The sequence below is a fragment of the Brachybacterium sp. GCM10030252 genome (genome assembly GCF_042666535.1).
Lineage (GTDB): Bacteria > Actinomycetota > Actinomycetes > Actinomycetales > Dermabacteraceae > Brachybacterium.
In genome coordinates this window covers 254,699-275,805 of sequence record NZ_JBHTDM010000007.1, presented here as the reverse complement: position 1 = coordinate 275,805, position 21,107 = coordinate 254,699, and the positions used below count along the sequence as shown (strand labels likewise).

17 protein-coding genes and 1 tRNA gene are annotated in these 21,107 nt (G+C 72.4%); 7 read left to right on the top strand and 11 right to left on the bottom strand.

The window, feature by feature from the left end; all coding sequences use genetic code 11:
- Nucleotides 1-150 precede the first annotated feature (150 nt).
- On the bottom strand, nt 151-897 hold the full coding sequence (locus tag ACFQRJ_RS07590; protein ID WP_377018375.1) for a peptidoglycan-binding protein: 747 nt from the start codon (nt 895-897) through the stop codon (nt 151-153).
- Between the two features lie 311 nt (nt 898-1,208).
- On the opposite strand from ACFQRJ_RS07590, the gene ACFQRJ_RS07585 reads away from it, so the two are divergent.
- From ACFQRJ_RS07585 to ACFQRJ_RS07560, 6 genes are all read left to right on the top strand, one after another.
- Entirely contained in the window at nt 1,209-2,012 is an 804-nt protein-coding gene (locus ACFQRJ_RS07585) for a serine hydrolase domain-containing protein (protein WP_377018433.1), read from the top strand.
- Complete coding sequence (locus ACFQRJ_RS07580; RefSeq protein ID WP_377018374.1) at nt 2,009-2,824, top strand: serine hydrolase domain-containing protein; 816 nt, start codon at nt 2,009-2,011, stop codon at nt 2,822-2,824. The genes ACFQRJ_RS07585 and ACFQRJ_RS07580 overlap by 4 nt, the downstream gene beginning before the upstream one ends.
- A 140-nt stretch (nt 2,825-2,964) precedes the next feature.
- On the top strand, nt 2,965-6,138 hold the full coding sequence (locus ACFQRJ_RS07575; protein WP_377018373.1) for an alpha-mannosidase: 3,174 nt from the start codon (nt 2,965-2,967) through the stop codon (nt 6,136-6,138).
- Between the two features lie 330 nt (nt 6,139-6,468).
- On the top strand, nt 6,469-7,617 hold the full coding sequence (locus ACFQRJ_RS07570; protein ID WP_377018372.1) for an NAD-dependent epimerase/dehydratase family protein: 1,149 nt from the start codon (nt 6,469-6,471) through the stop codon (nt 7,615-7,617).
- Nucleotides 7,618-7,627: 10 nt separating this feature from the next.
- Nucleotides 7,628-8,746 (top strand): glycosyltransferase family 4 protein, encoded by a 1,119-nt coding sequence (locus ACFQRJ_RS07565; RefSeq protein ID WP_377018371.1) that lies wholly within the window; start codon nt 7,628-7,630, stop codon nt 8,744-8,746.
- Entirely contained in the window at nt 8,743-9,372 is a 630-nt protein-coding gene (locus ACFQRJ_RS07560; RefSeq protein ID WP_377018370.1) for a GNAT family N-acetyltransferase, read from the top strand. Before ACFQRJ_RS07565 ends, ACFQRJ_RS07560 begins: the two co-directional genes overlap by 4 nt.
- Before the next feature lie 27 nt (nt 9,373-9,399).
- On the opposite strand, the gene ACFQRJ_RS07555 is transcribed toward ACFQRJ_RS07560, so the two are convergent.
- Both ACFQRJ_RS07555 and ACFQRJ_RS07550 read right to left on the bottom strand, forming a co-directional pair.
- A complete protein-coding gene (locus tag ACFQRJ_RS07555) occupies nt 9,400-10,059 on the bottom strand; it encodes a pentapeptide repeat-containing protein (RefSeq protein ID WP_377018369.1) in 660 nt (219 codons plus the stop codon).
- 59 nt (nt 10,060-10,118) lie between these two features.
- Nucleotides 10,119-10,192: transfer RNA gene (locus tag ACFQRJ_RS07550), tRNA-Met, on the bottom strand.
- A 271-nt stretch (nt 10,193-10,463) separates the two neighbouring features.
- Here ACFQRJ_RS07550 and ACFQRJ_RS07545 point away from each other — a divergent pair.
- Entirely contained in the window at nt 10,464-12,200 is a 1,737-nt protein-coding gene (locus tag ACFQRJ_RS07545; protein ID WP_377018368.1) for an HNH endonuclease, read from the top strand.
- A 30-nt stretch (nt 12,201-12,230) separates the two neighbouring features.
- Here the strand turns inward: ACFQRJ_RS07545 and hemL are convergent, their stop codons facing one another.
- From hemL to hemE, 8 genes are all read right to left on the bottom strand, one after another.
- Entirely contained in the window at nt 12,231-13,544 is a 1,314-nt protein-coding gene (hemL, locus tag ACFQRJ_RS07540; protein WP_377018367.1) for a glutamate-1-semialdehyde 2,1-aminomutase, read from the bottom strand.
- Nucleotides 13,545-13,641: 97 nt separating this feature from the next.
- A complete protein-coding gene (gene hemB, locus ACFQRJ_RS07535; RefSeq protein WP_377018366.1) occupies nt 13,642-14,670 on the bottom strand; it encodes a porphobilinogen synthase in 1,029 nt (342 codons plus the stop codon).
- A gap of 40 nt (nt 14,671-14,710) precedes the next feature.
- Complete coding sequence (locus tag ACFQRJ_RS07530; protein WP_377018365.1) at nt 14,711-15,490, bottom strand: uroporphyrinogen-III synthase; 780 nt, start codon at nt 15,488-15,490, stop codon at nt 14,711-14,713.
- Nucleotides 15,490-16,440 (bottom strand): hydroxymethylbilane synthase, encoded by a 951-nt coding sequence (hemC, locus tag ACFQRJ_RS07525; RefSeq protein WP_377018364.1) that lies wholly within the window; start codon nt 16,438-16,440, stop codon nt 15,490-15,492. Before hemC ends, ACFQRJ_RS07530 begins: the two co-directional genes overlap by 1 nt.
- A complete protein-coding gene (locus ACFQRJ_RS07520; RefSeq protein ID WP_377018363.1) occupies nt 16,437-17,672 on the bottom strand; it encodes a ferrochelatase in 1,236 nt (411 codons plus the stop codon). Before ACFQRJ_RS07520 ends, hemC begins: the two co-directional genes overlap by 4 nt.
- A 42-nt stretch (nt 17,673-17,714) precedes the next feature.
- Complete coding sequence (gene hemQ, locus ACFQRJ_RS07515) at nt 17,715-18,461, bottom strand: hydrogen peroxide-dependent heme synthase (RefSeq protein WP_377018362.1); 747 nt, start codon at nt 18,459-18,461, stop codon at nt 17,715-17,717.
- Nucleotides 18,461-19,879: a protoporphyrinogen oxidase gene (gene hemG / locus ACFQRJ_RS07510; protein WP_377018361.1), complete on the bottom strand. Its 1,419-nt coding sequence runs from the start codon at nt 19,877-19,879 to the stop codon at nt 18,461-18,463. Before hemG ends, hemQ begins: the two co-directional genes overlap by 1 nt.
- Nucleotides 19,876-20,910 carry a uroporphyrinogen decarboxylase gene (hemE, locus tag ACFQRJ_RS07505; protein ID WP_377018432.1) on the bottom strand — a complete coding sequence of 345 codons (1,035 nt, stop codon included), beginning with the start codon at nt 20,908-20,910 and terminating at the stop codon, nt 19,876-19,878. Before hemE ends, hemG begins: the two co-directional genes overlap by 4 nt.
- Nucleotides 20,911-21,107 lie beyond the last annotated feature (197 nt).

Sequence of the window (21,107 nt, the reverse complement as noted above, 5' to 3'; positions counted from 1 at the left end):
CCTTCGCTGTCGCTGTCCCTGCACCCCGCCGGCCGACGGGGCTGTTCGCCCTCCCGATCGTAGCGCGTGGCCAGGTCATCGACCCGCCGACGGAGCGGTGGGGCAGCAAGGGATTCGTGCAGGAACCGTAAAGGACTCCCGGCGGGCAGGTCAGGCGTGGACGTGGACGCGACGGCCCTCGACCATCCAGCCGCGCGACCACAGCATGTCGGTGGCGGCGGTGGAGATGCGGCAGCAGCCGTGGGAGGCCGGGTAGGTCGGGATCGACGTGGATCCGTGGATGGCCCAGCCGCGGTCGTAGTACCCGGGGCGGTACAGGTCCCCCAGCGAGCCGGACTGCCAGCCGTCGGGGTAGAAGGAGTACATCTCAAAGTCGCCCTCCGGCGTGGTCGCCGTCTTCCAGCGCCCGTCGGAGTAGTACTCCTCGCCGCTGCCGGTGGAGGTGTTCAGGATGTACCGCAGGTCGCTGTCCCAGGTGGCGGTGATCAGCTGCGTGCTGAGATCGACCTCGAAGCTGTACCCCTCGGTCTGCTCCCGGCTCGGCTGGACGCCGTCCGCGATCGCGCCGTACGTGTCCGGGCCGACGACGCCGTCCGTGGCCAGGCCTCCCGCCTTCTGCAGGGCGAACACGGCCTGCTCGGTGATGTGCCCGAAGCTGCCGTCGGCCTCGCCGCACCAGTAGTTCAGCGAAGTCAGGTCCTCCTGCAGGGCCGTCACGTCCGAGCTGCGGTCCCCCTTGCGCAGCGTCGGGGCCGCGGCGGCGGGGCCGGCGCCCACGGCGAGCCCGGCGCCCAGCGTGCCCACCCCGAGCAGCAGGGTGCGGCGGGTCGGTGTCCTGGAACGGCCGGGCGCGGCCGGGCCGCTTGCTCGTGCACTGCTTCTGGTGATGATCGACATGATCTCTTCCCCTCTGTTCTCCCCTGACGGACTGATTTTCTGGGCACCTGTACGAGATGTGGGCTTCATCCTGCACGGGTCAAGGAAGTGCAAACAAGGGGAAAAGTCGACTGGTCTCCGAGATTCTTGTGAGGGTTCTGTGACGCCGCAGGTCGGCACCTGGTTTCCAGTGGGTCAGCAGCGCGGGCCGGTCCGTCGGGCCCGCGGCGGACGGGCCCCCGTGCCATATTTGAGGCGTGGAGACCGCGAGCCAGCCCCCGCCCGACCAGCCCCGCCGGCCTGACCGGTCCGGCCAGGCCCGCCGGCCCGAGATCCCGGTCGACGCCGATTTCGAGCACGCCCTCGGCGTCACCGACGCCGGCGCCACCGTGCACACCCAGGGCGATGTCGAGCGGGTGTGGGATCTGGCCAGCGTCTCCAAGCCGCTCGCCGCGCTCGGCGTGCTGGTCGCCGTCGAGCGCGGGCTCGTGGACCTCGACGAGCCCGCGGGACCCGAGGGCGCCACCGTCCGCCACCTGCTGGCGCACACCGCCGGCTACGCCTTCGACGGGGAGTCGACCGTCGCCGCGCCCGGCACCCGCCGCATCTACTCCAACACCGGCTTCGAGGTCCTCGCCGCCCACGTCGAGCAGTCCACCGGGTACGAGTACGAGGACTGGATGGAGCAGACCGTCGTCCAGGGGCTCTCACTGCGCGACGTCGAGGTCACCGGCTCCCCGGCGGCCGGATACCGCGGCAGCATCCGGGACCTGCTGGCCGTCGGCCGGGAGCTGCTCGAGCCCACCCTGATCTCGCGGGAGCTGTGGCGCGAGGCGAGCGCCGTCCAGTTCCCGGGGCTGGCCGGCATCCTGCCCGGCTACGGGCGCCAGAAGCCCAACGACTGGGGCCTGGGGTTCGAGATCCGGGACGGCAAGGATCCGCACTGGACCGGCACCGCCGCCGCCCCCGAGACCTTCGGGCACTTCGGCCAGTCCGGCTCCTTCCTGTGGGTCGACCCGACGCGCTCCCTGGCCGCCGCCTTCCTCGGCGCCGAGCCCTTCGGCTCCCGGCACGTGGAGATCTGGCCCGGCCTCAGCGACGAGATCCTCGCCCGCTTCGGCGACTCCGCGCGATGAGCGCCCTCGATCTGCTGGAGGACTTCGGCTTCGAGGCCGCCGCGATCGTGCTCGGGCCCGACGGGGTGCGTGAGCAGCGCGGCGACCTCGACCTGCCGCGCCGCTGGCGCTCGGTGACCAAGACCCTCACCGGGTACGCGAGCGCGATCGCGCTGCAGGAGGGGTACGTCGGCCTCGACGACGAGGTGGGCCCGCCCGGCGCGACGCTGCGCCACCTGCTGGCCCACGCCTCCGGGTACTTCTACGAGTCCGACGGGACGCTGCAGGCGCCCGGGCAACGTCGCCACTACTCCAACTTCGGCATCGACGAGGCCGCCCGCCACATCGAGCGAGCCACGGGCTGTGACTTCGGGGACTGGGTGGGGGAGAAGGTCGCGCGCCCGCTGGGGATGAGCCGCCTGGAATGGGGCGGCTCGGCCTCCGTCGGCGCCCGCGGCCCCCTGAGCGACCTGGCGCGCTTCGCCGCGGAGGTGCTGCGCCCGACGCTGCTGGAGCCGGAGTGGTTCACCGCCGCGACCACCCCGTCGTTCCCGGAGCTGGTGGGCATCATGCCGGGCTTCGGCAAGCAGAGCCCGAACCCCTTCGGGCTGGGGTTCGAGGTGCGCGGGGCCAAGTCGCCGCACTGGACGGGGACCGCCAACAGCGAGGAGACCGTCGGGCACTTCGGGATGCGGGGCACCGCGTTCTGGGTGGACCATGCGGCCGATCTCGCCCTCGTGGTCGGCACCTCCCACGACTTCTGCGACGCCCACCGCGAGGTGATGCCGCGCCTGGCCGACGCCGTCCTGGCCGCCCACGCCCGGCGAGCCTGAGCCCGCGGACGTGACGCACGGCTCATGCGGTCGCTAAGCTCGGCCATCGGCGGCGGCTCGGCCCGCCGCCCCGCGAACCCGTCTGCCGGCACCGCCCGGCCCCATCAGCTGGCGCCGAGCGCGCCCTGAGGAGCACCTTCATGTTCGACGACAGGGAACTCACCGAGGCCAGGATCCGCCGCGTCACCCGCGACCACCTCGTTCCCGGCATCTACCAGGAGACCGCCCCGGTCCGGATCACCGCCCACCGCCTCCCCGGCGAGCCGGTGCCCCCGCACGAGGCCATCGGCGCGGATGCGGCGGAGGACTCGCCCTACGCGCCGATCGAGATCGGCGCGCCGCTGGGCCGTCCCTGGTCGACCACCTGGCTGCACATCACCGGCACCGTCCCCGCGGAGTGGGCCGACGACGACGCCTCCGCGCCCGAGCTCCTCGTCGACCTCGCCTTCACCGGCATGCCCGGATTCCAGGCCGAGGCGCTCGCCTTCACCCCCGACGGGGTCCCGCTGAAGGCCATCAACCCCTTCAACCGGTACCTGCCCCTGGCCGCCGGCCAGGAGGTCGACCTCTACCTCGAGTGCGCCGCGAATCCCACCGTCTCGGGCGGATGGTCGTTCGCCCCCACCCCGCTCGGTGACCTCGCGACCATCCCCGAGGAGGAGCTGTACTCGATCTCCCAGCTCCACCTCGCCCGCCGCGACACCCGGATCTGGGAGCTCGTCGAGGACGTCCGCGCCCTCAGCGGGCTGATGGCCGAGCTGCCGGAGACCAGCCAGCGCCGCCACGAGATCCTGCGCGCCCTCGAGGCCGCCTGCGACATCGTCGACCCGGACGACCTGCCCGGCACCGCCGAGGCCGCCCGGGACGTGCTGAGCCCCGCGCTGCAGCGACCGGCCGGCTCCTCGGCGCTGACCGTGCTGGCCACCGGCCACGCCCACATCGACTCCGCCTGGCTGTGGCCCGTGCGCGAGACCGTCCGCAAGGTCGCCCGCACCTTCTCCAACGTCGCCACGCTGCTCGAGCAGGACCCGGACCTCACCTTCTCCGCTTCCTCCGCCCAGCAGTACCAGTGGCTGAAGGACCGCTACCCCGAGCTGTTCGCCCGGATCACCGAGCACGTCGCCGAGGGGCGCTTCGTGCCCGTCGGCGGCATGTGGGTCGAGTCGGACACCAACATGCCCGGCTCCGAGGCCATGGCCCGCCAGTTCATCGCCGGCAAGCGGTTCTTCCGGGAGAACTTCGGGGTCGAGACGCGGGAGACGTGGCTGCCGGACTCCTTCGGCTACTCCGCCGCGCTGCCGCAGATCGCCGCGCTCGCCGGCCAGGAGTTCTTCCTGACCCAGAAGGTCAGCTGGAACCAGACCAACACCTTCCCCCACCACACCTTCCGCTGGGAGGGCCTGGACGGCACCAGCGTCTTCACCCACTTCCCGCCGGCCGACACCTACAACGGCGACCTCAGCGGCGCCGAGCTTGCCTACTTCGAGCGGAACTTCAAGGAGAAGGGCCGCGCGAGCATCGGGATGGACCTGTTCGGCCACGGCGACGGGGGCGGCGGACCCACCCGCGAGATGCTGGCCGCCGGCCGCCGGGCCTCCGACCTCGAGGGCTCCCCGCGCGTCGAGTTCGGCACCGCCGAGGACTTCTTCGAGCGCGCGAGGGAGGAGTACCCCGACGCCCCGGTGTGGAACGGGGAGCTCTACCTCGAGCTGCACCGCGGCACCTACTCCGCGCAGCTGGGCACCAAGCAGGGCAACCGCCGCAGCGAGCACGTGCTGCACGAGGCCGAGTTCCTGGCCTCCCTCGCCGCGATCCGCGCCGGGTACGACTACCCGTACGACGAGCTCGAGGCGCTGTGGCACGACACGCTGCTGAACCAGTTCCACGACATCCTCCCCGGCTCCTCGATCGCGTGGGTTCACCGCGAGGCGGAGCAGCAGCACGCCCGGATCGCCGAGCGCGCTGAACGGATCATCGAGCAGTCGCTGTCCGCACTCGGCGCCGGGGACGCGGAGAGCGACGCGAAGGGCACAGGGCCCGAGACGCCCGCTGACGGACCCGATGCGGAGGGCGGCTGCCCCTCCCGGACGCTGCTGAACACTGCGCCCGTCGCCCGCCGCGGCGTTCCCGCCTACTCCGCCGGGACGGTCAGCAACGGCCAGGAAGCGGTGGTCGTCATCCGCGAGGGCGGGACCATCACCATCGAGAACGCCTCGGTGCGCGCGGTGCTGGATCCCTCCGGGGCGATCTCCTCGCTGGTGGACCGCGCGAGCGGCCGCGAGGCCATCGCCCCCGGCAGCCGCGGCGCGCTGCTGCAGCTGCACCGCGACACCCCCAACGCCTGGGACGCCTGGGACATCGACGAGTTCTACCGCCACGTGGTGCGGGACCTCGAGACCCCCACCGACGTCGAGGTCAGCGAGGCCGACGCCGGCGTGCGGGTCTCCTTCACCTACACCACCGCGCTGGCCGACGGGGCCGAGACCTCCGGCGTCACCGGCGCCGGGTCCACCATCGTCAAGACCTACCGGCTGCGCCCGGACGACGAGTCGCTGGAGATCATCCACGACATCGACTGGCGCGAGCGCAAGAAGGCCCTCAAACTCGCCTTCCCCCTCGACGTGCGCGCCGCCCACCTCAGCAGCGAGATCCAGTTCGGCCACCTCGACCGGCCCATCCCCGTGAACACCAGCTGGGACTTCGCCCGCTTCGAGACCTGCGCCCACCGCTGGGTCCACCTCGCCGAGGGCGACTACGGGGTGGCCATCGCCAACGACTCCACCTACGGCCACGACGTGCTGCGCACCGTGCGCGAGGACGACGGCGGGACCACCACCACGACCCGGCTCACCCTGGTGCGCGCCCCGGAGTACCCCGACCCCGGCGCCGACCACGGGACGTACACGCTGCGGGTCGCGGTGCGGCCCGGGGCGGGGATCCGCGAGGCCATCGAGGAGGGGTACCGGATCAACCTGCCCGAGCGCTTCCTCGGCGGCGCCGGTGCGCCGGCCGCCGCCGCGCCGCTGGTCGCCGTCGATTCCCCGAGCGTGCTGATGGAGACGGTGAAGCTGGCCGAGGACCGTTCCGGTGATCTCGTGGTGCGGCTGTACGAGTCCGAGGGCGCCCGTGCGTCGGCGACGGTGAGGCTGGACGGGGCGCTCGGGACGGCCGTCTCGGTCGTCGACCTGCTCGAGCAGCCCTTCGGCGAGGACGCCCCCGCTGTCCGCTCGGCGCTGACGCGCGGTGAGGACGGCAGCGTGGAGCTGGCCTTCCGCCCCTTCGAGATCAAGACGCTGCGGATCGCGCGCGGGTGACTCGCGGCGTTGGCTCGCGCGGGGTGACTCGCGCGGCTGACCCGCGGCGAGCGAGGGCGACCGGGAGGTAGGTCTCCGGCCGTCCGCGGGGCCCGCGTCAGAACTGCCCGGCCAGGGACGCTACAGTGGCGTCCGCCGTGGTGAATCGGGCCGCCGGTCCGTCGTCGGACGCGTTCGTCACGGCCTGTTCCCCGGCTGTTCACCGCGGGCGGCGGCCGTCTTTGAGCGGCCTGCGTCCTCGGCTACGTTTAGAGCCGACTCGCTGTTGCACCATCCGGATGCGGACCCCATCCGCAGGCCGGGACCTGGACCTTTTGGAGGACTCTCGAGATGAAGATCGTCGTCGCCGGTGGAGACGGATTCTGTGGCTGGCCCACTGCCCTGTACCTGTCGCAGAAGGGTCACGACGTCACGATCGTGGACAACCTGGTGCGTCGCGAGATCGACGAGGAGCTGGGATCGAACTCCATGACCCCGATCCTCTCCCTCGAGGAGCGGGTGGCGGCCTGGAAGGAGGTCTCCGGCAAGGACATCGCGGTCCGGATCGCCGACCTCACCGACTACGACGCGGTGACCTCCCTGTTCGAGGACATCCAGCCCGAGTCCTTCGTGCACTTCGCCGAGCACCGCAGCGCCCCGTACTCGATGATCGACCGCGAGCACGCGATCGAGAACCACCGCAACAACGTCGAGGGCACCCTGAACGTCCTGTGGGCCATCAAGGACCACGCCCCGGACTGCCACCTCGTCAAGCTCGGCACGATGGGGGAGTACGGCCAGCCCAACATCGACATCGAGGAGGGCTGGATCGAGATCGAGCACAAGGGCCGCACGGACCGTCTGCCCTTCCCCAAGCAGCCCGGCTCGTTCTACCACCTCACCAAGGTCCACGACAGCGACAACATCATGTTCGCCTGCCGCATCTGGGGCATCCGCGCCACGGACCTGAACCAGGGCGTCGTCTACGGCCTGGAGACCGACGAGACCCGCCTGGACCCGCGCCTGGTCAACCGCTTCGACTACGACGCGGTCTTCGGCACGGCCCTGAACCGCTTCATCATCCAGGCGGCCATCGGCCACGACCTCACCGTCTACGGTAACGGCAGCCAGACCCGCGGCTACCTGGACATCCAGGACACCGTGCGCTGCATCGAGATCGCCTGCGAGAACCCGGCCGACCGCGGCGAGTTCCGCGTCTACAACCAGTTCACCGAGCAGTTCTCGGTCAAGGAGCTGGCCGAGAAGGTCCAGAAGGTCGCCCGCGACCTGGGCCTGGAGGCGAACCTCGCGACCACCGAGAACCCGCGCGTGGAGAAGTACGACCACTACTACAACGCGACCAACACCAACCTGCTGGACCTGGGGCTGGAGCCCCACCTGCTGACCGACGAGCACCTCGTCGAGGTCCTCAAGGTCGCCCAGAACAACACCGACCGGGTCAAGCGCGAGCTGGTCATGCCCACCGTGACCTGGAAGTGACGCGGCGACCGTGAAGATCGCGATCGTCACGGAGACGTTCCTGCCGTCCGTCGACGGCGTGGTCACGCGCCTGCGCCACGCCGTCGAGCGGTTCGTCGACCACGGGCACGAGGTCATGGTCGTCGCCCCGGACCTCGGGGTCACCAAGCACCACGGGGCCCGGGTGGTGGGCATCCGCCCGGTGACGCTGCCGTTCTACAAGCACCGGCGGTTCACCCTGCCCAGCCCCAACGTGGACGGCATCATCCGTGGCTTCCACCCGGACGTGGTCCACGCGGCCCAGCCGATCCTGCTGGCCTCCTCGGGGGCCTACGCCGCCCATCGCCAGCGGATCCCGCTGGTGGCCAGCTACCACACGCACATCCCGCGCTATCTGGATCTGTACCGGGCGTGGTCCTGGGGCAAGCCGGCCGTGTGGTGGCAGATCAAGCGCAACCACGCCCTGGCCGACATTAATCTGGCGACCTCCGAGTCGATGCGGTCCGAGCTCGCCGAGAAGGGCCTGGCGAACCTGCACGTGGTGCGCCGCGGTGTGGACACCCGGACCTTCCATCCCGGCTTCGCCTCCGGGGCGATGCGGGAGCGGCTCACGCAGGGGCATCCGGAGAAGAAGCTGCTGGTGTTCGTCGGCCGTCTGGCCGCGGAGAAGGAGATCCACACGCTGCGGCCGATGATGGAGCGCCGGGACGACGTGGCGCTCGCGATCATCGGCGACGGGCCCTACCGCAGCGAGCTGGAGAACCTCTTCGCCGGCACCTCGACGCTGTTCCCCGGCTTCATGGAGGGCGAGGAGCTCGCCTCGGCCTTCGCCAGCGCCGACGCGTTCGTGTTCCCCTCGGTCACCGAGACCCTGGGGCTGGTGATCCTCGAGGGGATGGCCTCGGGGCTGCCGGTGGTCGCCGCCCGCTCCGGGCCGACGATGGAGCAGGTCACCGACGGCGTCAACGGCCTGCTGTTCGACTCCGGGAACGAGGAGAGCCTCGACGCGGCGCTGAGCCGGCTCTCGGATCCGGGCCTTCGCGGAACCATCCGCGAGGCCGCCCGCGCCGAGGCGGAGAAGTTCTCGTGGGAGAACGCGTCGGACGACCTGCTGCGGTACTACGAGATGGCCATCGAGCAGCACGGGTGAGCGAATCCTCGACCCGGCCGGTGCCCACCACGCCGCTGGCCGCGCTGGAGCCGGTCATGCTGACCGGAGAGCGGGTGCGGCTCGAGCCGCTCGCCGAGGAGCATGCGGACGGCCTGCGCGCGGCGGTGGCCGACGGGGAGATCTGGCGCCTGCCCTATGCGCCGCACATCCCCGCACCCGCCGAGGTCGACGCCTCGGTCGCCTCCCTGCGCGGGGACGTCGACGCCGGCCGCCGCCTCGCCTGGGCGGTGGTACGGCCGGCCGACGGGCGGGTGCTGGGACTGACCACCTTCATGAACCTGGCCCTGGCCGACCGCGGCCTGGAGATCGGCAACACCTACCTGGCGGCCTCCGCCCACCGCACCGGGGTCAACGCCGAGATGAAGCTGCTCCTGCTCACACACGCCTTCGACACGCTCGGGTGTCTCCGCGTCGAGTTCCGCGTCCACCACCTCAACCACGCCTCGCGCCGGGCAGTGGAGCGGCTCGGCGCCCAGCAGGAGGGCATCTTGCGCGCGCATCGGATCCTGCCCGACGGCACGGTTCGCCACACGGTCGTCTACTCGATCCTGGCAGGGGAGTGGCCGGGCGTGCGCGCCGCGCTGAGGCATCGTCTGGGCGGTTGAGGCCGGTCCCGTGCCGCCGGCCGCCGGCTATTCGACCCGCACCCCGAGATGCGCCGCGAAGGCCGGGGCGAGCGCGGTCAGCTGGGCGTCATCGATCGTCGCGCCGGCCATCCCCTCGAGGTTGCTGATCGGGCCCATCTCCAGGCCGCGTAGGTCCACGTCGCGCAGGCGGGCGTGGGCGAGGGCGAGGCTGCCGGCGCGGCAGTTGACGAAGGCGACGCGGGTGGCGGTTACGCCGGTGAGGTCGAGCTCCTCGATCGTGCAGTCCTCGAACAGGACGTCCTCGAGCGTCGAGGAGCGCAGGTTGATCCAGTCGAGCTTGCTGCCGGCGATGCGGGTCGAATGGATGCCCGCGTCGTAGATGTCGAGTGCGCCGATCCGGGAGCCGCTCAGCTCGACCTCGCGCCACGTCGAGCGCGAGGCGTTCAGCACGGGGGCGTTCAGCCGTTCGATCCGGCTCTCGATGAGCCGCGCCGATTGCAGGCTGGTCCCGTGCGCGGTGAGCCCGATGAGCTCGCATTCGGTGAAGGTGGCTCCGGCCAGGGTGCGGCCGCTGATGTCGCCGCCGTCGAGGCGGAGCGCCTCGTAGCTTCCGTGCTCGGCGAGGTCGGCGGCGTCTGCCGGCTCCAGGTCAGGCAGCGCGAGGTGGCTCAGGACGGGGTGCGTGGTCGTCGGTGTCTTCCGCATCGGCGCGAGGCTCCTTCGGGGAGGGGACCTCCAGTGTGCGCGGTCGGGGTGACGCCTCGACGCTCCGGCAGGATTCGAACCTACGACCCACTCCTTATGGGGGAGCTGCTCTTCCGGGCTGAGCTACGGAGCGATGCGCCGGTCTCGGCTGACGGCGCCCCTTCACTGTGCGGCGGTCGAGCTGACGTTGTCGAGTGCGCCGTCATGAACTGTCAAAGGCCGACGCGGAGCGTCAAGGGCGTTCTTGTGGCCGATCACGAAGATGGCCTTCTATACGGCTCGTGCTGGCGCAGGATCCGGTCCGCCTCCGTCCTCACACCGGTGAGGATTCCTCCACAACGGAAGTTCTCCACATTCTCGGCGGACAGCTTCTCCGCCGTACCGCAGCGCTGCACTGTGGACGCATGACTACTTCCGAGCCGGGACAGCCGGGCCGCGATCAGACCGCCGGGGGTTACTCCGAGCGGCTGGTCGAGACCGTGCGCGCAGGTGGTCCTCGGCGGCTCGCGACAGAACTCGGCGACATCGTCTACCTGCTCTCCTCCCTCGCCACGGAACCGGGAGAGATCTTCGAGCCAGGGACGCACCCGGCGACCGAATTCAGGGACGTGATCGGGCGGATCCATGAAGCGACGGGCGCTCTCGACGCTCTCGAAGCCCGCGCCGTGGTGGCCCTGGCGGACTCCCTCAAGCGGGATCGTCACGCCGAAGCTGCCGCCGACGCGGCGAATGAGCCGGGGGCCGCCCCGTCGGACCGCGTGCTCGACAAGCAGGCGGAGCGGACCGCGGCGCGAGAGGTCTCGATGGTCACACGCCGATCCCCCTCGACGTCGGGCCGAACTGTCGCCTCCAGTCGGCGACTGGTGGAGTCCATGCCCAACATCCTCGAGGCGCTCGCGACGGCACAGGTCAGTTCCAAGGCCGCGCAGGCCACCGCCACCTCCGTCGCGCCCCTGTCACCGACGCAGCGGGAGAAGGTGGATGAGCACCTCGGTGAACGGCTGCCGGATCTGGATGCCGCAGGCCCTGAGCGGTGGAAACGCGAGGTCGACGCCGTGATCGAGGAAGCGGATGCCGGTGGCGAGGAGCGCAGACATCTCACGTCGCGCCAGAAGCGATACGTCACCGTGCGTCGGGGCGAGCACGGCATGGCCACCGTCTCGGCCCGCGTCCCCGCGCTGGATGCCGCCAAGATCCGCAAACGGCTCAGCCTCGACGCCGAACGCCAGCGCGCCGACGGGGACAAGCGCGGCCATGCAGCGATCCAGGCCGACTCCTTCGTGGCCACGCTGCTCGGCGACGACGGTGCGATGGAGTCCGACTCGCTGGACATCGGCGTGATGATCACCGACCGCGCTCTGCTGCATCCGCACAGCGGGGACCTGGCTCGCATCGAGGGGTACGGACCTGTTCCCGCCGAGGCGATCCGCGAGGAGCTCAGGACTCTCTTCCGCCCGCCCGGCGAGGGCGCCCGGGATGCCCTCGGCCCGGACGGTCCCGAGCTGCGGGCTGTTCTCCGTCGGCTCTACACCCACCCCACGACGGGCGAACTGGTCGGGGTCGATTCGGTGGCCCGTACCTTCCCCAAGGCCCTGGCGCGATTCGTGCTGTGGCGGGATGCGACCTGTCGTGGGCCGTTCTGCGACGCACCGATCCGCCAGACCGACCACATCACCCCGCACGCCACCGGTGGCCACACCTGCCTCGAGAACGGTCAGGGCCTCTGCGCGCTGTGCAACGGCAAGGAACAGCAGCTGCGCAGCGTCCGACGCGACCCTGGCGCGCCCGGCCACCGTGTCACCTGGACCACCCGCACCGGCACCACTCGCACGACCACGGCCGAGGCCTTGACGCGCCCGATCCCGGATCGCGCTCCCGCCGGGAGCGTCCGCTCCGCGAAGGCGGCAGCGGAGCGAGCGAAGACGGGGAAGACCAGGAAGGCACGGCCGAGGAACGGCCGGCGGCCGAGGCCGAGGCTAAGGCAGAGGCTGAAAGCACCGCGCAGCGATGATCAGCGCACAGACGACCGGCGGACGCAGGGCCCGGGCCGACGGCGGGAGCACGCCCGACGCAGCCCGCATCGGAACCGCCGACGAACACGTATCGGACGCGCCGCCCGCGGTCGCGGGCCCCGTGCCTGAACCCGCCTGCGCCCGCGGTTCCCCCTCAGCTCACACCGCGGCCGCAGCCTTCGCCGCGCCCGGCAGAGCCTCCGCGATGCGGTCCAGCACGTCCTGCGTGTGGGCGGTCGAGACGAACCAGGCCTCGAAGGCCGACGGAGGCAGGTAGACGCCCGCCTCGAGCATGGCGTGGAAGAAACGCGTGAACGCCTCGGTGTCCTGCGCCTTCGCATCCTCGTACGTCGTCACCGGCTCCTCGCGGAAGAACACCGAGAAGAGCGTGCCGGCCGTCTGGATCACGTGCGGCACACCGGCGGCGGTCAGCGCATCGGCCACCAGCTGCTGCAGGGTGCGGGATGCGGCGCCGAGCCTCTCGTAGGCGGCCTCGTCCAGCCCGGCGAAGGTCGCCAGGCCCGCCGCCGTCGCCAGCGGGTTCCCCGACAGCGTGCCGGCCTGGTACACGGGCCCGGCGGGGGAGAGCAGGTCCATCAGGTCCCGGCGCCCGCCGAAGGCACCCACCGGCAGACCGCCTCCGATGACCTTGCCGAACGTCATCAGATCCGGCGCCCAGCCCTCGCCGTCGATCCCGTAGTAGCCCTCGCGGCTCGCGCGGAACCCGGTCAGCACCTCGTCCGTGATCAGCAGAGAGCCCGCCGCGTGCGCGGTCTCGGACAGGAAGCGGTTGAAACCGGACCCGTCGGCCTCCAGCGGCGGGACGACGCCCATGTTCGCCGGCGCCGCCTCGGTGATCACCGCGGCGATCTCGCTGCCCCGCTCGGCGAACAGGGCCGCCACCGCCTCGCGGTCCCCGTACGGCAGAACCACGGTGTCGCGCGCGGTCGCCGCGGTCACTCCGGCCGAGTCCGGCATCGCGAACGTGGCCACGCCGCTGCCGGCCTCGGCCAGCAGGGCGTCGACGTGCCCGTGGTAGCAACCGGCGAACTTCACGACCACGTCGCGTCCGGTCGCGGCCCGTGCCACCCGCAGCGCGCTCATCGTCGCCTCGGTGCCGGAGTTGACCAGGCGCAACTGCTCGATCGGTCCCACCCGCGAGGCGACCTCCTCGGCGAGCGTGACCTCGCCCGGCTGCGGGGCGCCGAAGGAGAGCCCGCGACCGGCCGCCTCGCGCACCGCCTCGACGACGCCCTCATGAGCATGGCCGAGGATCATCGGGCCCCAGGATCCGACCAGGTCGACGTACTCGCGGCCGTCGGCGTCGTGCAGCAGGGCACCGGAGGCGCTGGTGATGAACGGCGGGGTGCCGCCGACGGAGCCGTAGGCACGCACGGGCGAGTTCACGCCGGAGGCGATCACCTTCTGGGCGCGGGCGAAGAGGTCGGCGGAGACGGGGGAGGAGGTGGTCATCGAGGACTCCTGACGGGTGCGGGGAATGATCCGAACGGGTGCGGGTGCGGGTGCGGGTGCGAGAACGGCAACGGGTGCCGGTGCCGGCGTGAGCGGCTCAGAAGAACTCGCGCAGGTGGGCCGGGAGGCCGTCGCGGTACCACCCGGCGACCTCGCTCGCGTAGTAGGTCAGCACGGTCGAGGCGCCGGCGCGGCGGAAGGCCAGCAGCGACTCCAGCACGGTGCGGTCGCGGTCCACCCAGCCGTTGGCGGCAGCCGCCTCGATCATCGCGTACTCGCCGGAGACCTGGTAGGTCCCCACCGGTACCGGGGACTGCTCGGCCACGTCGCGCAGCACGTCGAGGTAGGGCAAGCCGGGCTTGACCATCACCAGGTCAGCGCCCTCGGCGAGGTCGAGGGAGAGCTCGCGCAGCGCCTCACGGCCATTGGCCGGATCCTGCTGGTAGGTGCGCCGATCGCCCTGCAACGTGGAGTCGACGGCCTCGCGGAACGGCCCGTAGAACGCCGAGGCGTACTTGGCGGTGTAGGCGTACAGCGCCACCTCGAGGTGGCCGGCGTCGTCCAGCGCCTCGCGGATCGCGGCGATCTGGCCGTCCATCATGCCCGAGGGCCCCAGCAGGTGCGCGCCGGCCTCCGCCTGGGCGAGGGCCATCTCGCGGTAGCGCAGCAGGCTGGCGTCGTTGTCGACCCGGCCGTCGGCGTCGAGCACGCCGCAGTGGCCGTGGTCGGTGAACTCGTCCAGGCACAGGTCCGCCATGATCACGGTGGAATCGCCTAGCTCGGAGCGCAGCCGCGCCAGGGCCTGGTTGAGGATGCCGTTGGGGTCGGTGGCGCCGGAGCCGATCGCGTCCTTGTGCTCGGGCACGCCGAACAGCATGAGCCCGCCCACGCCGCGCTCGACCGCCTCGGTGGCGGCCGCGACCAGGGAGTCCAGAGAGTGCTGCTGGACTCCGGGCATCGAGGTGATGGGCGTGGGCTCGGTGGCGCCCTCGCGCACGAACATCGGCAGCACGAGGTCGGCGGGGCGCAGGGTGCTCTCCCGGACCAGCGACCGCATGGCCGCGTTCGAGCGCAGGCGGCGAGGCCGGTCGATCGGGGTGGGGCCGACGGAGGACGGGGTGGTCATGAGAACTCCTGGAATCGTGAGCGGTGGATTCGGTGGCGGGTCAGGGGCGAGCCAGCACGGCTCTCACCGCGTCGGCGAGGTCCGCATCGGTGGGCGCGGCGGCCTGCTGGGTGACGTCGAGGCCTGCCGCGCGGGCGGCCTCGCTGGTGGGATCTCCGATGGTGACGACGGGGATCGAGGCGTGGACGCCGAGCTCCGCGGCCAGACGGGCGGCCATCGGGGACGTCAGCACGATCGCGCCGACGTCGCCGGCGGCCAGCGCGCGGGCGAACTCGGCGGGCGGCTCGACCGGCTCGGGACGGTAGGCGATGACGTGCTCGACCCGATAGCCCTTGGCGCGCAGGCCGTCGGGCACGACGGGGGAGGCGGCGGCCGAGGCCGGGAACAGGACCGTGGCGGGCCCGGCAGTCCCGGCCGCACCGGCGGCGCCGGGAGAGACGTCGGCCGGAGGGATCTCTCTCACCAGCGCGGCGCCGGAGCCGGAGGCGACCAGGTCCGGTGGGGCACCGGCTGTGGTGAGAGCCGACGCGGTGCCCTCGCCGACCGCGACCACCTGGGTGTTCGGGTGGACGGTGACGCTCGGGCTGCGGACGAGCATCGCCTCGACGGCGGTGCGGGAGGTGACCACCAGCTGCGTGAAGGCTCCGGCGGCCAGGCGGTCGAGCGCCGCGGTCAGCTCCGGGCCGCCCTCGAGCACGAGGCGGACCAGCGGCTGGTGCCGGACGGTCAGACCGAGTTCCTCCAAGAGCGCGACCAGGCCGTCCGCGCGTCCGGCCGGTCGGGTGACCAGGACGGGACGGCCGCGGGACGGGTGGGTCATCAGGCCTTCGCCTCCGCGAGGATCTCCCCGGCTCCGCGCTCGAGCAGGTCCGCGGCGAGATCCTCGCCGAGCCGGGCCGGGTCCCCGAGCGCCCCGACGGCCTCGCCCTCGACGACGTGGGATCCGTCGGGCCGGATCGCCAGGGCCCGCAGCCGCAGTGAGGACCCGGTGACCTCGGCGAACGCGGCGACCGGGGCGGAGCAGCCCGCCTCCAGGGACCCCAGCAGAGCGCGCTCGGCGGTGATGGCGGCGCGGGTGCCGCCGTCCTCGACGGCGGTCAGGGCGGCGGGGAGCCAGGAGTCCGTGCCGGGCTCCGCTGCCACCTCCGCTGCGTCCGCCCGCACCTCGACCGCCAGGGCGCCCTGGGCGGGCGCGGGCAGCATCACCTCGACGGGCAGCAGCTCGCTGATCACCTCGCCGCGGCCCACGCGCTGCAGGCCGGAGGCAGCCAGCACCACCGCGTCCAGATCCGCGTCGGGCCCGAGTGCCCGGGCGAGCCGGGTCTCCACATTGCCGCGGATGTCGACCACGTCGAGATCCGGGCGGGCGCGCAGCAGCTGCGCCCCGCGGCGGGGGGAGCCGGTGCCGACCTTGGCCCCCTGGGGCAGCTGCGCGAGGGTGAGCCCGTCGCGGGCGCACAGCGCGTCGCGCGGGTCCTCCCGGGCCGGGATGCAGGCCAGGGCGATCTGCGGCGGCTGCGCGGTGGGCAGGTCCTTGCAGGAATGGACCACCACGTCGACCTCGCCGTCCAGCAGCGCCTGGCGCACGGCGGTGACGAACACGCCCGTGCCGCCGATCTGCGCCAGCGGACTGGTGCGATCCACGTCCCCGTGGGTGCTGACGTGGACCAGCTCCAGCTCGTGACCGCTGCCGGCCACGAGTGCTCGGCCCACCTGCTCGGACTGGGTCAGGGCCAGCTGGGAGGCGCGGGTGCCGATCCGCAGGCTCACGAGGCCGCTCCCGCCGGAGTCGCTCCCGCCGGTGCTGGCGCGGCGCTGTCCCGCTCGCGCAGCTCTGCCGCGATCTCCTCGAGGGAGTCGATGCTGTGCTCGGCGGGGACCGCCCGCTCGGCGTGGAGCTGACAGCAGTTATGGCCGCACAGATCGTCCACGGGCCCGAGCTCGGTGACCGCGGCGCGCTCGCGGGAGGGATCGAGGTGCTCGGCGACGACATCGGCCAGGGCCGCGATGAACCGTTCGTCGGTCCCGGAGGTGGCGACGCGGCGGAAGGCGAGCCCGTGCTCCTCGGCGGTCTCCTTCGCCTCGGTGTCCAGATCCCAGATCACCTCGACGTGGTCGCTGACGAAACCGATCGGAACCACGACCACGGCGTCGGCGCTGTCCTCGCTCGCGACCTGCTCGATGACGTCGTTGACGTCGGGCTCGAGCCACGGCACGTGCGGGGAGCCGGAGCGGGACTGGTAGACCAGCTCCCAGTCGGGAAGGCCGGGCAGGTCCTCCTCGATCTGGTCCATGACGTAGCGGCAGGCCGCCAGGTGCTGGGCGACGTACCAGCCCCCCTGCTCGTCGGCGCCCTGCTCGTCGGTGCCGGGCACGGCAGGGGCCTCGGCACCGGCCGGCCCGGAGGCGGCGGCCATCGCCAGCGGGATGGAGTGGGTCGAGAACAGCACCCGCACCCGGTCGGCGTCGTGGCCCTCGCGCTGGAGCTCGGCCAGCGCGGAGCGGACCCCGTCGACCACGGGCTCCAGGAAGCCGGGGTGGTTGAAGTAGGCACGGGACTTCTCGATGCTCATCTCGCCCAGCAGGCCCGCCTCGTCCAGCCGTCGGGCGAAGTCCTCGCGGTACTGGCGGCAGCCGGAGTAGGAAGAGTAGGCGCTGGTGATCAGGGCGAGCACCCGGCGGTGGCCGTCGGCGTGCAGCGAGGAGATCGCGTCAGCCGTGTACGGCTCCCAGTTGCGGTTTCCGAAGTAGATCGGCAGGTCGATGCCGCGGCCGGCGAGCTCCGTCTCCAGGGCGGAGATCATGGCGCGGTTCTGCTCATTGGTGGGGGAGCGGCCGCCGAGAGCGCGGTAGTGCCCGGCGACCTCCTCCAGGCGCTCGTCGGGCACGCCGCGGCCGCGGGTGACGTTGCGCAGGAACGGGATCACGTCGTCCTGTCCCTCGGGGCCGCCGAAGGAGGCGAACATGATCGCGTCGTACGGCGCGGGCTGGGTGGTGGTCATCTGGGTGTTCCTCCGGGAACGGGTGGAGCGGATCTGGGGGATTCAGGCCAGCAGGGCGGCGACGTCCTCGAGCGCTGCGAGGCGGCGACCGGTGTGGAAGGGCAGCTCATTGCGCACGTGCAGGCGGGCCTCGGAATAGCGCAGGTGGCGCATCATGTCGACCAGGTCGTGGAGGTCGTCGGCCTCGAAGGAGAGCAGCCACTCGTAGTCGCCGAGCGCGAAGGCGGCGACGGTGTTGGCACCCACCTGCGGAAAGTCGCGGCCGAGCTTGCCGTGCTCGATGAGCATCTCGCGGCGCTTGTCATCCTCCAGCAGGTACCACTCGTAGCTGCGGACGAAGGGGTAGACGCTGATCCACTGCTTGCGCTCGGCGCTGGGGACCATGAAGGAGGGGACGTGGGCGCGGGCGAACTCGGCCTGGCGGTGGACGCCGACGGACGCCCACTCGCGGTTCAGCCAGGTCCCCGGCAGGGAGGTCTCGAACTCGCGCAGCGCGGCCTGCAGCGCCTCGGGCCGGTCGGCCGCCATCCACAGCAGGAGGTCGTCCTCGGCGCGGAAGCCGGAGGCGTCGTAGAAGCCCAGGATCTCCACGCCGCTCTCGTGGGCGGATTCCATGAGCTGGACGGTCTCGCCCAGGGCCGCGGTGATCTGCTCGGCGGTGACCTCGCCGTCCTCGGTGAGCCCGGCGAGCCGACGGAAGACCGTGTAGCTCGTGTACCGGGTGACCTGGGCGGGGTCGGACGGATCGGCGGGCGCCGTGGCGGGCGCGGGGTGGTGGGTCTCGGTCATCAGGAGTGTCCTTCCGGTGCAGAGGAGGCGGAGGAGTCGGCACGCACGATCGCGTCGATGCCGGTGCCGGCCCGCCAGGAGCCGACGAGTTCGAGGGTGGGCCCGTCCGCGAGGGCCGCGAGCAGATCGGGGAGTGCATCGAGGGCGGCACGGTGGCCGGGCAGGGACTGCCGCATGGCACGGTCCCAGTCGATCACACGTGAGCCCAGCAGCTGCTCCCGGGTCAGGGGAGCGCCGAGGATCCGGGAGGCGTCGGCCAGGGCCAGATCCACGATGGTCTCCAGATCCGGGAGCTGCTCGCCGGGCCGCCCGTAGGAGAGCCGCACCACGTGCGGGGAGGCGGCCGACGGCAGGGCCTCTCGGGCGAGGGCGCGCACATGCTCCCACTTGGCGGTCGCGTGGGTCAGGGCCTTCGCGCGGATCCCGGCCGTGCCGGGCGCGACCAGTGCGCCGGTCCCGGAGGGGAAGCCGTCCAGGACCGGCGCATCCAGCACCAGGGCGACCAGTCGGACCGCGGCCGACGGGGCCTGCGGAATGGCGTCGGCGATCTCGGGGGCGGCACCGGCCAGCAGCTGACGGGCGGTGTCCGGCGGGCAGGCGAGGACGAGGTGGTCCGCCTCGAGGCTCTCCCCGCGGGAGGTGCGCACGGTCCAGGTGGTGGCGGTGCGCTCGAGCGCCGAGACCTCGACACCGGTGCGCAGGAAGCCTCCGGCGGCGAGGATCCGCTCGCGCAGAGCCTCGGGCAGGACGGCCATGGTCGGCGTCAGGGAGTGCACGCGGGTGCCGGCGCTCTGCGTGGACCCGCCGCGCAGGCGGGCGACGGCGCGGGTCAGGGAGCCGTGCCGCACGAGGCCCGCCGCGAGCTGAGGGGACGCGGCGGCGAACTCGAGGGTGGCCGGATCGGCCGAATGCACCCCGCCGACGACGGGGGCGACCAGCCGCTCGAGCACTCTGGGTCCCAGCCGCTTGCGCACCAGTGTGGCCACGGTGGCCCCGGGCCGGTTGCCGTAGGAGGCGGGCAGGAGACGCTCGAGGCTCGCGCGCAGGGACCCGGCGAGGCCGAGCACGGCACGGACGTCGGCCGCCAGGGGCCGGGCCGGGATGCCGAGCAGGGCGGTGGCCGGGGCCCGGTGGACCCCGGCGTCGGAGACCACGCGACTGCCGAGCCCCTCCCTCGGGGCCACGACCTGCTCGGCCAGCCCGAGCTCGCCGACCAGGTCGTCGACCGCGCCGGAGCCGGTCGAGTACGCCTCCGCGCCGGCGCTGAGGGGGACGCCGGCGACCTCGGTGGCGGCGATCGCCCCGCCGACGGTGTCCGCGGCCTCGACCAGCACCACCCGGCGTCCGGCGCGCTGGTGCCGCACGGCGGCGAGCAGCCCTGCGAGGCCGCCGCCGACGACGAGGGTGGATCCGCTCATGGCCGCTGCTCGTGCAGGAAGCTGACCAGGTCGGTGAGCACCTGCGGGTCCGCGTCCGGGGGGACGCCGTGGCCGAGGTTGACGACGTGTCCGCTGGCGCCGGAGCCGGCCGCGAGCACGGCGCGGGCCTCGGCGAAGCGGGCCTGCTCGGAGGTGAACAGCACGGCGGGATCGATGTTGCCCTGGACGGGCGTGCCGGGCGGGAGGATCTCGAGCGCCTCGTCCAGGCGCAGACGGTGATCGACGCCCATCACGCTCGCCCCCGCCTCGAGCATGGGCGTGAGCAGATGCGAGGCGCCGACGCCGAAGTGGATGCGCGGCACCGGCAGGTCGGCGATGCGGGCGAGGGCCGCGGCCGAGTGCTCCTGGACATGGGTGCGGTACATGTCGGCTCCGAGCGCCCCCACCCACGAGTCGAACAGCTGGACGGCGGAGGCGCCGGCGAGGACCTGGGCGCGCAGGAAGCGGCCCGAGAGCTCGGCGACCCACGCGGCGAGCTTCGCCCACACCTCGGGCCGGCCGCGCATCAGGGCGCGGGTGCGCAGGTGGTCGCGGCTGGGGCCGCCCTCGACCATGTAGCTGGCCACGGTGAACGGGGCGCCGGCGAAGCCGATCAGCGGCGTGGTGCCCAGCTCGGCGACGGTCAGGCGCACCGCCTCGCGGATCGGCTCCAGCGCCGCCTCGTAGGCGTCCCCGAGATCCGGCAGCGCGTCGACGTCGGCCTCGGTGCGGATCGGGTGGTCGAAGACGGGGCCGACGCCGGGCCGGATCTCCACGCCCAGCCCCGCGAGCCGCGCGGGCACGACGATGTCGGAGAAGAACACGCCGGCATCGACCCCGTGGCGCCGCACGGGCTGGACGGTGATCTCGGCAGCCATGTCGGGGCGCACGCAGGCATCGAGCATCGTGGTGCCCTCGCGCAGAGCCCGGTACTCGGGCAGGGAGCGGCCGGCCTGTCGCATGAACCACACGCTGGGGTGGGTGTCGCCTCGCTCACCTCTGAGCTCGCGCAGCAGGGCGGCGTCGGCCACACCGCCGTCGGCCACCGGGCGGCGGGCAGGGTGCCGCGACGGCAGCTCTTCGAGCGCCGCAGCGGGCGTGAGAGGGGAGCGATCGGGGGGAACAACAGCGTCGCTGCCTGCGGTGTTCCCGGTTTCTGACGCGCCCGGCGAGGTATCTGACGCGCTGTCGGCAAAAGTGGGCTCTGACGTGCTGTTCTGTGTCATGA

Excerpts from the sequence above, each read along its gene's own strand:
- ACFQRJ_RS07590 (WP_377018375.1), bottom strand. The coding sequence starts at position 897 with ATGTCGATCATCACCAGAAGCAGTGCACGAGCAAGCGGCCCGGCCGCG.
- ACFQRJ_RS07580 (WP_377018374.1), top strand. The coding sequence starts at position 2,009 with ATGAGCGCCCTCGATCTGCTGGAGGACTTCGGCTTCGAGGCCGCCGCG.
- ACFQRJ_RS07575 (WP_377018373.1), top strand. The coding sequence starts at position 2,965 with ATGTTCGACGACAGGGAACTCACCGAGGCCAGGATCCGCCGCGTCACC.
- ACFQRJ_RS07530 (WP_377018365.1), bottom strand. The coding sequence starts at position 15,490 with ATGACCCACCCGTCCCGCGGCCGTCCCGTCCTGGTCACCCGACCGGCC.
- ACFQRJ_RS07570 (WP_377018372.1), top strand. The coding sequence starts at position 6,469 with ATGAAGATCGTCGTCGCCGGTGGAGACGGATTCTGTGGCTGGCCCACT.
- hemB (WP_377018366.1), bottom strand. The coding sequence starts at position 14,670 with ATGACCACCCCGTCCTCCGTCGGCCCCACCCCGATCGACCGGCCTCGC.
- hemQ (WP_377018362.1), bottom strand. The coding sequence starts at position 18,461 with ATGACCGAGACCCACCACCCCGCGCCCGCCACGGCGCCCGCCGATCCG.
- hemL (WP_377018367.1), bottom strand. The coding sequence starts at position 13,544 with ATGACCACCTCCTCCCCCGTCTCCGCCGACCTCTTCGCCCGCGCCCAG.
- ACFQRJ_RS07555 (WP_377018369.1), bottom strand. The coding sequence starts at position 10,059 with ATGCGGAAGACACCGACGACCACGCACCCCGTCCTGAGCCACCTCGCG.
- ACFQRJ_RS07545 (WP_377018368.1), top strand. The coding sequence starts at position 10,464 with ATGACTACTTCCGAGCCGGGACAGCCGGGCCGCGATCAGACCGCCGGG.
- hemG (WP_377018361.1), bottom strand. The coding sequence starts at position 19,879 with ATGAGCGGATCCACCCTCGTCGTCGGCGGCGGCCTCGCAGGGCTGCTC.
- ACFQRJ_RS07520 (WP_377018363.1), bottom strand. The coding sequence starts at position 17,672 with ATGACCACCACCCAGCCCGCGCCGTACGACGCGATCATGTTCGCCTCC.